Source organism: Sphingobacterium sp. UBA1498 (assembly GCF_002325125.1).
In the GTDB taxonomy this organism is placed as follows: Bacteria; Bacteroidota; Bacteroidia; order Sphingobacteriales; family Sphingobacteriaceae; genus Sphingobacterium.
This window is the reverse complement of record NZ_DCRG01000005.1, coordinates 183,425-195,627: the sequence shown is the minus strand read 5'-3', so window position 1 is coordinate 195,627 and position 12,203 is coordinate 183,425. Positions and strand designations below refer to the sequence as shown.

General features: G+C 38.6%; 8 protein-coding genes. 4 read left to right on the top strand and 4 right to left on the bottom strand.

Going from position 1 to position 12,203, the window contains the following annotated elements:
- Positions 1 to 57: 57 nt before the first annotated feature.
- Both B3139_RS05745 and B3139_RS05740 read right to left on the bottom strand, forming a co-directional pair.
- The gene (locus tag B3139_RS05745; protein WP_293880695.1) at positions 58 to 717 is read right to left on the bottom strand and encodes a hypothetical protein; all 660 of its coding nucleotides are present in this window, start codon (positions 715 to 717) and stop codon (positions 58 to 60) included.
- Between the two features lie 67 nt (positions 718 to 784).
- A complete protein-coding gene (locus B3139_RS05740; protein WP_293880693.1) occupies positions 785 to 1,375 on the bottom strand; it encodes a Crp/Fnr family transcriptional regulator in 591 nt (196 codons plus the stop codon).
- A 374-nt stretch (positions 1,376 to 1,749) separates the two neighbouring features.
- Here B3139_RS05740 and B3139_RS05735 point away from each other — a divergent pair, with 374 nt between their 5' ends.
- From B3139_RS05735 to B3139_RS05720, 4 genes are all read left to right on the top strand, one after another.
- Positions 1,750 to 3,102 (top strand): DUF3472 domain-containing protein, encoded by a 1,353-nt coding sequence (locus B3139_RS05735; protein ID WP_293880691.1) that lies wholly within the window; start codon positions 1,750 to 1,752, stop codon positions 3,100 to 3,102.
- Positions 3,103 to 3,520: 418 nt separating this feature from the next.
- Positions 3,521 to 3,754, top strand: a complete 234-nt coding sequence (locus B3139_RS05730; protein WP_293880689.1) for a hypothetical protein — start codon at positions 3,521 to 3,523, stop codon at positions 3,752 to 3,754.
- Between the two features lie 426 nt (positions 3,755 to 4,180).
- Complete coding sequence (locus B3139_RS05725) at positions 4,181 to 4,927, top strand: nucleotidyltransferase domain-containing protein (protein WP_293880687.1); 747 nt, start codon at positions 4,181 to 4,183, stop codon at positions 4,925 to 4,927.
- Positions 4,924 to 5,991 carry a DNA polymerase beta superfamily protein gene (locus B3139_RS05720; RefSeq protein WP_293880685.1) on the top strand — a complete coding sequence of 356 codons (1,068 nt, stop codon included), beginning with the start codon at positions 4,924 to 4,926 and terminating at the stop codon, positions 5,989 to 5,991. The genes B3139_RS05725 and B3139_RS05720 overlap by 4 nt, the downstream gene beginning before the upstream one ends.
- A gap of 102 nt (positions 5,992 to 6,093) precedes the next feature.
- On the opposite strand, the gene B3139_RS05715 is transcribed toward B3139_RS05720, so the two are convergent.
- Both B3139_RS05715 and B3139_RS05710 read right to left on the bottom strand, forming a co-directional pair.
- Positions 6,094 to 6,972 carry an alpha/beta hydrolase gene (locus B3139_RS05715; protein ID WP_293880683.1) on the bottom strand — a complete coding sequence of 293 codons (879 nt, stop codon included), beginning with the start codon at positions 6,970 to 6,972 and terminating at the stop codon, positions 6,094 to 6,096.
- 586 nt (positions 6,973 to 7,558) lie between these two features.
- Complete coding sequence (locus B3139_RS05710; RefSeq protein ID WP_293880681.1) at positions 7,559 to 12,067, bottom strand: AAA domain-containing protein; 4,509 nt, start codon at positions 12,065 to 12,067, stop codon at positions 7,559 to 7,561.
- Positions 12,068 to 12,203 lie beyond the last annotated feature (136 nt).

Below are 12,203 nucleotides of genomic sequence, written 5' to 3'. Positions count from 1 at the left end.
TCCCGGTCTGATCTTTATAAGAATCCACATTGCTTTGAAATTGCTTTATTAACCGAATTAAGGATTTTTATTCTTTATGACAAATAGTTTGTAAATTGAAATGCATCCCGGTATCATTGGTAAAATTGCTGTCCACATTCCAGGAAAATAATAGTTACCGGTTGTTTTAAAATAGTAGTTGGGCATATTTTCAATAACGGCTCCCGATACTGAATCAGTAATAATATGGGGGTCATTAGGTAGAATCTCAGGTCTTATTAGCGGAAAAATGAAGTGTGTAAATTCAGCTACACCTGGACCGATAAAAATAAACCACGCAACAAATCCTGCCATAGGAATTCTGTAATATAAGCCCAATGTAGTTAGTGTATAGATTGTTGGCCCAACGAGCGCAAATATGAGGAGGAATTTCTTTTCACTCCAGGGAATCCCAAATAGTCTGCTCATGGAAGGCGCAAATCCTGTCTGATATTCTTCAATAATATGTACCTGCAGGGCAGCTACAGTAAGAACAAAAAGAGGCAATATCAATGATGGATCAGTAGGATGGCTCAAGTAGGTTTTATACCAGCAGATAAAAGCAATGAAGGCCGAGCCGCCCACGATAACTACCGGTGGTAAACCGATTGAAAAATAGCCTAATAAGGTTGTAAGAATCGTAGTAATGAGTACGATAGTAACGTTGAGCTTTCGACTGAAAAATAATGTTTGCATCATAACAGAATGAATTTTTTACTAAATTACATATGTGTTTACAGGCAGTATTTATCAAATGATAAAATCGCTAATTCTTGCCACGGATTCTGCTCAAAGAAACTTGCGTGATACCGAGATATGATGCTAAATCTGCCAAACTGATCCGTTGAAGGAGATATCCCTGATTTTTTAGGAATTTGTTGTATGCGACGATTCCCGTTTCCTCAAGCGAGCGGCCTATGCGGGTCATCATGTCGATAACGGCCGTCGAAAGAAGTTTACGGTAGAAAGTTTCTATCTCATGATATCTGACACATAATAATTGTAGGTCTTTATAAGATATGTAACTTACTACGGTATGTTCGAGTGCAACAATTTCGTAATTAGAAGGCTTTTGTTCTATAAAACTATCCAAAACTGAAAAGATATTTGTTTCCGAGAAAAAACGCATGATATACTCCCTGCTGTCTGAAGTAAACAGAGTTTTTACAAGACCAGATTCCAGAAAGAATATTTTATCGCAAATTCTTCCTCTTTTGACAATTTTGTCTCCTTTTTTAAAGGATTTTGAGGCGATTTTTGATTTAAAATCAAGCAATGCGTCATTATTCATATTAAAGTGAAATTGTACGAATTGTACAAAATCCGGTGGATTATGATTGGAAAAGTTAGTCATCATACTATATAGCTCAATGCCATTGTTTTATTTAATTTACGATTGTTTTTCCGAAATGATGTAAACATCGATAAATGGTTCAATAAGGCTCCCTTTACTTTCTTAATGGCGGATTTGTATTGTGTTTTCAGTGAGGTTTTCAAATATTACTAGTGAGGTTGGTCATTCTATTTTGTAATTTATCATTTTTTTCTATAAAAGCAATTTTTATGCACTAATAACTTTAATTGCCTAAAGACAGTTCATAAATGAAGGATATCTATCGCGTAAATTATCTCATTTGTTACAAAAGTATTTTGCACAAACGATTGCATTGTGTATTTTTTGTTTTATTTAATTGTATTTATAAAATTAGAAAGAACAATTAAATTTAAATTATGAGATATCCCAAAGTTACACTACTGCTCAGTGCAGTATTGGCAAGCTTTCTTTCTTGCCAAAAAAGCGATTTACAAACCAATTTAGAAGAGAAATTATCGCTACGTGCTGCTTCCCCGGGTTTAAGCGGATACGAAGTTCCCTTAGGTGGCAATGCCTTCGTCACTTCGGCACCTTCCGGTGCAGCAGAAGTCATCAATAGCAACGGATTGGCAAACTGGAACAATGTCAATAGCGTGATTAGTACCTACGCTAAGGTTTCCCAAGCTGGCGCTCTACGGGTTAAAATAAGAGCTAAAGTGCTACCTTCAGGCGATAGTAGTACGGTGAAATTAACAATTAATGGTATAAGCAAACAAGTCAAACTTAAAGGTGGAGCATTAAAAGATTACACGATCGGTACCTATTCGCTAAATGCCGCGGGATATGTAAAAATGGATCTTCAAGGCGTAACCAAGTCCGGCGGTTATTTTGCAGATGTATCACACTTGATTTTAGATAGTTCGGCAACAAATGGCACGGTAATTTATAGTGACAACAATGTCGATAACACCTACTATTGGTCGCGGCGGGGTCCATCCGGCCATTTGAATTATACCATTCCAACGAATCAGCAAGTATCCTATTATTATAGCGAGTTGAAAGTGCCTGTTGGAGAGGATAAAATAGGATCTTACTTTATGGCAAATGGATTCGATCAAGGGTATTTTGGTATGCAGGTCAATTCAGCGACAGAACGCAGAATACTATTTTCTGTTTGGAGTCAATATAGCACCGATAATCCATCCCAAATACCAGTAGAGGATCGCATCACGTTAAATAGAAAAGGGACAAATACCACAACAGGTGAGTTTGGTGGCGAAGGTTCGGGTGGACAAAGCTACCTCAAGTATAATTGGACTGCTGCCACAACCTATAAATTTTTATTAAAGGGTGAACCTGATAACAATGGAAGCACTGATTTTACGGCATGGTTTAATGATCCGTCGACCAATAATTGGATACTTATTGCTAGCTGGAAACGTCCCAAAACAAGTACACATTTAACAGGTTTTCATAGCTTCATCGAAAATTTCAATGCCAACAACGGCTTCCTTGGGCGTTCAGCAGAATATAGTAATCAATGGGTTCGTACAGCTACAGGAATTTGGCTGAAAGTTGTGGAAAGTACCTTTAATGTTGATTCGACCTATATAAACAGCCAGCGTATAGACGCTATTGGCGGAATATCAGGAAATAGCTTCTTCCTCAGAAATGGCGGTTTCTTCAATACTGTCGTCAATCCCGGAACGAAGTTTACACTACCAAGTTATGGAACAGCACCTTCAATAAATTTAACAACACTACCTTAACACACAAATTTACAGTATTATTCATACTTTACATCCATTAAAAGGGACAATACTTCCTTAAGCAGTATCGTTCCTTTTAATTTTTGTGCATGCTAAGCCGTCCCTTTGCCATAAATCCTATCTTAGTCTTATCCTGTACCACCTTGATGGAATGCTCCGTTACTAAGCTTTCTGTTAGGAAATATTGTGGCCATTGGTTAGTGCTACGGTGCAGAATTCATTGTTTTTAAATCAACATTTAATGGTAAGTTTAACGAAAGTTGTATCAAACGATAGACTAGAATTCACGGTATATTCGAAGATGATGATAAGGTATGCTATGCATACTTAGGGAAGAAAAACAGTACAGTTGGCAATATACGGTTATACAATACCGTCCGTCCTTACTCCAAGCGAACCTGAATGGCATAAAAGTAAAATGTCTTCACTAAATGGACTTTCCACTTATTTACGGAAGCCTATTTTTAAAAAATTATTTCATTTAGCAGGGTATAGCAAACTAAAACAGGAGAAACGAGCGATGTACAACGCAAGTTTAAGGAATAAATGGGATGAGGAGAGCATCCGAAGTAGTCAGGAGGAGCTCCTTAAACGAGTGCGCGAAAAAGCAATGGCAGAGCCGAAGGAGAGGCTAAGGGAAAGGCGGAAGTAATAAAAAATCTTTTGTGTCTGAATAAGTTTTTGATTTCGGAAATTGCAGAATTGGCGGACGTCAATGTAGAGTTTTTAAAGCAGATCCAGGCACAAAGAGCCAAAGGAAAATAAAAACAAATTGCCCGATGAAAGAGTCTAACATAAACATATCGACCGATACTCTGATTTTAGTTGTTAACTATGCTGAATAGATCTTTCTGAGGACGCTCGACAGAATTATAGTGGATAAGCTTTTGATCACCGTTATTCTACGCAACCAACCTGCGTACTTTTATATTTCTATATAAACTTCATTTTTTTAAAGAAAATTATCTATCTGATAATAAGTGATATACTTTATTTCTTATGCTCTTTTTCTAATGCGTAAGAGGGCTTCAGTATTGCAGTCGACCTTTGTGTTAATAAAAATAAAAAGCACGGAGAAATGAAAGCACTTATCATTAAGAAGCTCATGGAGATAGAGGCGAACGAAGGAGTACGAATAGTTTTTGCCTGTGAATCAGGAAGTCGAGGTTGGGGATTTCCGTCAATGGACAGTGATTACGATGTTCGGTTTATTTATGTGAGAAAAGAGGAGGACTATATCCGTTTGTTTCAGCTGCCTACCGAAATGCGTTTTCCGATAACCGATGACCTTGATATCGCAGGCTGGGATCTGTTCAAAGTGTTGACATTACTGTATAAGAGTAATGTCAGTCCATTCGAATGGATCCAGTCACCAGTGGTCTATCACGAGTTCACCGGATTCAAAACAAGTTTTATGACAATGATGGAAAGTTATTTTGACGCACGGAGGCATGCCCATCATTATTTGGGGATTGTCCGTAGTAGGATAGAAGATCTGCAAAGCGCAACAATAAAGCTCAAAAGCTTATTTTACATCCTAAGATCTTTACTTGCCGCAGATTGGAGTGTGACCTATCGTAATTATGCACCCATGACATTGGCCGAACTATCCGTATTATTGCCTGATGATCTTAAAGTCGAAGTAATGGGATTGCAGGAATTGAAAAGCCAAGTCGATGAAGCGTTTATATATAGCTGTTCAGCGAACATAAGGAGTTGTATCAACACAAAGTTAATACATTTAGAGCATCAGGTAAAGCAGCTTCCGATATCCGTATTGGATAAGGAAGGATTGGAGAATTACTTTAAAACTATATTAAGATGACTATAGACGAACTTCGAAAGAACGGGCTGATCCTGTTTGAAGCTGTTGTCGGCAGCCGGGCATATGGATTGGCCACAGCATCTTCCGATACCGATATCAGGGGTATATTTTATCTGCCACTGGAATATTACTTGAGCGGTACATACATTGCCCAAGTGGCTAATGCTAGCAATGATGAGGTTTACTATGAGCTAGGGCGCTTTGTAGAGCTCCTGTCAAAGAGCAACCCGACTGTATTGGAGCTATTGGCTAGTCCGGCCGACTGCATCGTATACCAAGATCCAATAATGGATAAATTTAAAATGCAGGATTTTATTACGCGAGAGGCCGCTATGACTTTTGCGCAATACGCCATGGTACAGGTGAGAAAGGCAAAAGGATTGAATAAAAAAATCAACAATGCAATGGATCGTGAACGTAAAAGTTTACTGGATTTCTGCTTTATCATAGCTGGTCATAGTAGTTTACCGTTAAGAGATTGGTTAAGTAAGCGGCATTGGAGAGAGGAAAACTGTGGTTTAACAAAGATCGAACATACAAAGGGTATGTATGCTCTGTATTATGATCAGGCCCAGAATTTGGATTACAAAGGTATCGTTGCTACAATGGAGAGTAATGAGGTTTCCTACAGTTCTATCCCCAGAGAAGAAATACTTTGTGCGTACCTATTTGTTAATCACGAAGCTTATTCATCTTATTGCAAGGCCTATAACGAATATTTTAGCTGGGTGTCGGCACGCAATGAGGCGCGCTTTGAAGGAACAATGACCCACGGTAATGGCTATGATGCCAAAAATATGATGCACACCATCCGTCTATTGCAACAGGCAAAAGAGATTTTTTCCAAAAGTGAACTACAGATACAACGTCCTAATAGGGAAGAGCTCCTGCGTATCAAGGAGGGGGCTCATAGCTATGATGATCTTTTTGTCTGGTCGCAAAAGCTCTTTCAGGAAGTTCAAGAACTTTGCTTGCGCAGTTCACTTCCGGCAGTGCCAGATCAGATTAAGCTACGTCAGCAATTGGTAGACATGCGTAAGGGTCTGTATCAGATTAAACTTTAATCATCATGCCCAAGGATCTACTCTGTTATGCCAAACAAGCTTACAAAATTTGAATTAGATCGAAGCTCAAAGCCAATTAACAATATGATCTTGTAATTTCCTCTATAAGTCCATCGCTTTAAGTGGTCCGATACTTTTTAAAATCGAAGCAATTGAGCTCAGGTAGGACTTATTTTTCGAAAAGTCACTGTGCGCTTCATTTTGCAGTGTGATAAATCGATCTGAGGCTTTTAATAGCTTGGAGAGTTTAACAGACGAGCCGTAATAAACAGCTGTGTCTTTGTTTCCATGAAATACAATCACAGGGCATTTTACCTTCATCAAAAAGGAAGCGTTGTCGAAACTATACGGGATATTGGAAGTATCCAATTCAGGCGCGATATTGTTTGTCCAGTCTTTAAAGTTGTAATATGGAGCTTGAAGGATTAGTAGAGCTGGATGGTTACTGGCGGCTGTATAGGAAGCAAGCGCCGTGCCCATTGATTGGCCTAAAACTATGATCCTATTTTCAGGGTAAATATCCTTTAAATTATCATAAACAATTTGAATGTCTTGGTAAAGAGTATTCTCATCTATTACTTTACCTTGACTCTTCCCATAACCCCGATAGTCAAGCATAAAGATATCATATCCATTTTCCGTGTATATAGATGCAATTTTACCCCATGTATCCAAAGCATTATTACTTCCATGTAGATAGAATATAAGTCCCTTGGCCTTCTTTGCTTTAAATATTAAGCCATTTAAAGCTGTGCTATCATTTACAAAGATGAACTTTTCTTCAAATGGAATATCAAAATGAAACATTAAACTATCAGTCTTTTTACCAGGGAATAATTGATCAGCCAGTAGATTTTTCCAATCTTGGTTTGATAACACGACCTTATTTTGTGCGCTGCTAAAGGTTTGCAAAAGCATTAAATTAAAAAATAGACATATACTCTTAAAAGCTACTTTCCTTACAATTCGTGTTATAACCATCTTATCGATTTTACGATTCTTATATTTAAATTACAAAAAGTTACTAAATTATCATACACTGATATTCAGCTTTATCGTTAATAATCGCATTTCAAATACAAAAGATTAGAAATAAGGCATTGATGCCATTGAATATATGGTTTTTAAGCTTGTTGCATTAGCAATTTAATTTTCCTCTCCAAAATAAGATGATAGAAGTTCTCGAAACAATCCTGATAGATATATCGATATCGAGTTTCTCTTTGATTTCTCTACTTAGGCATTCTTCTTTCGATCTTGCCATCTTGGAACTCCCATTTCAATGGAAGTTTCATCGAAGCCGATCGTTGGCATATCGGCTTGAAGGCTCAATGACAGACTCCTGGACAATTTTTTAAACGTATGATGCAAAAATATCAATAGTTTTGTCAATAGTAATTACGCAGTGTTTGAACCATAAAAGTGGCATGAAGCTAATGCTGTGGTAGCTCCTTACATTTTAGGGCCGGACAATGCCTCAGTAATTATAATTGCTTATGTATTATTTCCAAAAATCTACAAAAAAGCTTTGTGAAATAGCAATTGTCTTACTATCGAAACCTGGTGGCTAATTATCACTTATATTGATTTTCGTTGCGATATGCACATGGTTACCTAAATTTGCCTCTTCCTGATCCTGTTGACGGATAAAATCAATTAGTCGCTCCAATTCTCCGTTGGCATCATCCCACCATTTAATGGACCATATCCTATGGAATATAAATCCATATCTTTCAAGTTGCTCCTGGCGGAAGTTGTCCCAGGCGTAAGCTTCCGGACTGTTATGGTATTTTGCGCCGTCACACTCTATTGCGATTCGTGGTTTGTTGATTATTTTAGATTTTACAACGATATCAATCCTAAAACCGCCTACTGAATGCTGCTGTTCTAAGCGATCTGCGCCAATATGCTGTGCAAGTTGTTCAAATATTTCGTCTTCAAACGGAGACTCAGACCCTAAGCTAAATTCCGCGGGTTCATACAGTTTATCTGAACAGTACTGACTTAATAATTCAAGAATGCCCTTCCGCAAGTTGTCATTCCCTTCACTTACCGCTTTCGCATAAGTAAAGTAAGCGTACATAATACCACGTCCTTTATTGCCATTCTGCTGGATAAGATTTGGGTACTGACCAACATACTCCTGCGGGAAAGAAGTACATACATATACTTTAAACCGCGCTCGAGTAATGATTACATTCAACATGCGATGTCCCTTGCCCTGTATAATCGGACCAAAGTTTTGACTAAAGGAGCCGTCGGCTTTTCGCCCAAATGTCGTTGAGAGAATGATAATATCCCGTTCGTCTCCCTGAATGTTTTCGAGATTTTTAACAAAAAATGAATCTCCCGCCTGCGCCATTAAACTGTCGAATACAGGGTCATGCTGACGAACTGCACTCAGTTCCTCAAGGATTAAGTTGCGTTGATAAATATTGAACGTAGCAACACCCACGCTTGGAATACTATCTTTGGCATCCTTCATGATCTGTTGTAACAATTCGACCACTTTCAGCGCCTCTTGCTTATTTACTTGCCCCTCATACAATCCATCAATCTGTAAGTATTCGATAGGAGTGTAGTGCTCCTTTGCCGGAACCGGCATTAATCTATTTCCGTAAAACGCATGGTTGGAGAAGTCGATAAGATAAGGGTGTTTAGAGCGGTAATGAACTTTTAGATAAGATTCAACGAACCCCTTGTCTACAGCATAAGCGAGTAAGGATTCGCTATCCGCAAGGTTAAGCTGAGCAGCTTGTAGCGCAGTCCGATCTGAAAATTCATCTTCGGAGTCTTCTGTCTCATCATCAATCGGGTCAAGCAGCGCTCCACTTCCCTCGAAGTAAGAGGAGGGAGCCATCTGGTGCTTATCACCGGATACAATTTTAGCCTTCCCTCGGATCAGAGCCGCGTACGTATCTTCGAGACGCAGCTGACTGGCCTCATCAAATATGACCACATCAAAAATTCCTTCCTGTAGCGGCAGTATCGAGCTGCAGACCGAAGGATTGACCAATAGTACAGGAAAGAAATCAGTAAATAGTTCAAATTCTCTATTCACAATGGTGCGGAGTGAATTGCGACGCATTCCCTTAGCTCCCTTTTTGTTAAACAAACTATTTATGTTTTGTCCTCTGGATTTGAACTTTCCTACAGCGTCAGCCTGTTTTTCCGTCCACAAAGCAATAATGCTATTCAGCTGCGCATTATTAAACTCTTGTTTTTGCTGCTGATATTGTTGTAGTTGATAATCGCTTTTTGGCAATTCCTGTGGTTCATTTGTGGTGAGTATCCAATACAAATACCAGCATTCAAAAGCATCAGCCCAATGGTCTTTAAGATGAATGCTGATTCGGGTAACAAGCTTTTGTTGCACTTCGTCCACTGAAAGAAAAAATGATTTCCACTCATGATAGCTACGGAAATCACTCATATGTTCATTGAACATTGTAAAGGTATGCTTAATCGTATGACATAGGTCCTGTGCAGCCTGAAGACTCGTATACGGCAGAAATACTCCATTTGTTATATTTCCCGTTAACTGGTTACTCTCAATATCGTCAATCGAGTTTTGTAGACTCCGATAGGCATCAGCGCGTGCCGCGTAATAGTCACGAAAATGATTAAAATGCCTTAATTGAAAAGTAACTCTCTCAATTAGATAGGGTACGGCCTCAATCAAGCCGTTGATATCAGTAACTGGAGTCGTTGGAACGATATTGTAATCAGCGATTAGCATTTGCTCTATACTATCCAATTTTTGAAGTAGGGGAGCTACTTGCGCTTTTAGTTCACTCAGTTCAGCATGAAAACGATGATCATTAATATTAGCCAAATAGCTATCTATCGTATAAGGATATTCTTCTTTCCAATTCGCTGCCTTTTGTCGTAGTTCCTCAATATTGTTGAGATAAATGGATAAATCAGTCGTTTCCAAATGGTCGTTATATTGATGTTCAATATAATTTTTTTGAACATGGAATGATCTTACCTGCGCGATGCGATTCTTTAATTCAATTCTTGTTTGTTTTATCTGCTTGTGCTTTCCCGAGAATATACTCAACAAACTTGTTTTAAATTTCGCGCCGCTACTATTATTTAATAAGTTATTACCATATTGCGCAATGCTTGACTCAGCGTAGCCAAGATAAGTTGATAGTGCATGGCTTAGCGATGAATAATAGCTGCTGTAATGTTGTTGTAAAGCATCATCATATTGCTTGAAAAATTGTATTGCTTTAATCCGGACAGATTGTAATCCTACGACAATTTCATTGATTCGCTGTTCCTGAGGAAAAGTAGATGGTAATTCCTTTTCCTTCACTGAATCTCCAATACAAAATGCTAAAAAGGGCTTAAAATCCTGCTGTATTATTGCGGGGATGCCGCTCAAAAAATCATCAGCCCACTGCTTTCCAATTACTTGAAGTTCAGTAATAACCTGCTCAATAGTTGGTAGCTGTTTATGAGCGTATGCAATAAAATCTTCAATTCTTACACGCGATGGTCCAACCTGTTGGTCTAAAAATAGAGCGTCTGATAGTGGTCTAAATATGGAATGGAATTGATGCGATTGCTTAAATAAATTATGGCTATGCTTTAAAACAGTAAGTGTCCTTTCCAGTTCTGTGTGATCCTGAACAAAATTAAAATCCTCTTTCGGTATGATGTTCTTGAGTGGTACATCCTTAAAGTTTTTTAATAAAGCCAAATACCGGGCAACGATCTGCGGCCAACTCTTATCGCCGTAGACCGTTTCAGCTAAGGCAGCATGCTGTGCGTTGATACGTTCAGCTGATTCCTTGAGTTTTGACTTTATCGTATCATATTGGTTTTGGGCTTGCCTTACTGAGATGTGAAACGGAACTGCGATCTGACGGTCTCTGACAGAATCCACGATTGCTTCACGGGCATCATTTACATCATCAATTACACCTACAAGAGCGCCGATCTGAGTATTCGTACGTTCGATATTTGCTTTAATCACATCAAGCGCTGTTTTCTTTTCGCAGACGACCAGACACTTTAGTCCATTGGCAAGTGCATTTGTAATCAGTGCAGTTAATGATTGACTTTTTCCAGTCCCCGGAGGGCCTTGTATTATTTGATTCGGTTCATTTCCGAGAGCACTTATTATTGCCTGTTGGCTTGGGTCGGTCTCTACGGCACTGAAAGGTGTTGTCGATAGATTTTCTACTTTAAGCTCATCAAATTCAAAGGCATCGAAGCGATCCAATAAGCGGGAAATGTCGGTAATAATACTTTCTTTTTGTGCTCTGAACAAACCAAAAATACCACCAAAATGAATGTAAGCTTTGTTGTTGGCGATAGCGTCTATCTGGGATGCTTCGGGTAATACGTTTATAGCTGTTTCAAAGTTTTTGCTGAGCACCTCGAGTATCTGCTCTTTACTATTCGCATTGAGTGCTTCCAGTACTTCAGCACAAGCGTTCACTAATTCGTTGCTATCAATCAGTGCGTCTTCTAAGGCTTCATTAGCAAGATTGGGGAGTGTAATGTCATCTTCACTTTTGATAAAAGAAAGGAGGACCTCATTGATACTAATCGGGTGAATATCTGAATCCACTATTTTCCCATTTGCTTGAACCACTTTATTTCGCAAAAACGACCATTCATTGACTTTGTTTTTAGATTTAACGGCCTCTAGTTGCCAAATGAATAATGGGGCTTTTATGATTTTCGAGGGGTCTTTTGAAGATCTTTTTATAAGAATAGGATAGCCGAACCCGAGGGTCTTCATCCCATGTTCTTTAAAATAATCTTCATTTTCTATGATAATCGAGTTCAGTCGTTTAGAAATTAAGGTCAGTTTCTTTTGAGTTTCCGCATCTTTTTCATTAAGGTCTATTGTATCAAATGAAATCTTAAATTCAACGTGTGCTTTGGTCAACAACGTATCCAAAAATAATTTGGCGAGGCCATCCTCGATGAGGTCAAGCTGCTGGAGGTCTAACCGGGTGGCCAACCGCCCTGGCAATGCATTTAAATGAATAGAGCGCGCGTTGCCGCCTTTTAATTTACTCTGTAATGATTGCAGGAAAATCTTGGATGACATAACTGTAATATTTGTATTTATCCTAATATACAAATATTCGGTATAATCAGCAATGGAATCAAATTACATAAGCATAATCTTCCCATCGATTTCTTAAACGAACTCTCTAGAGGACGCAAGGCCATTGCTGATTTGT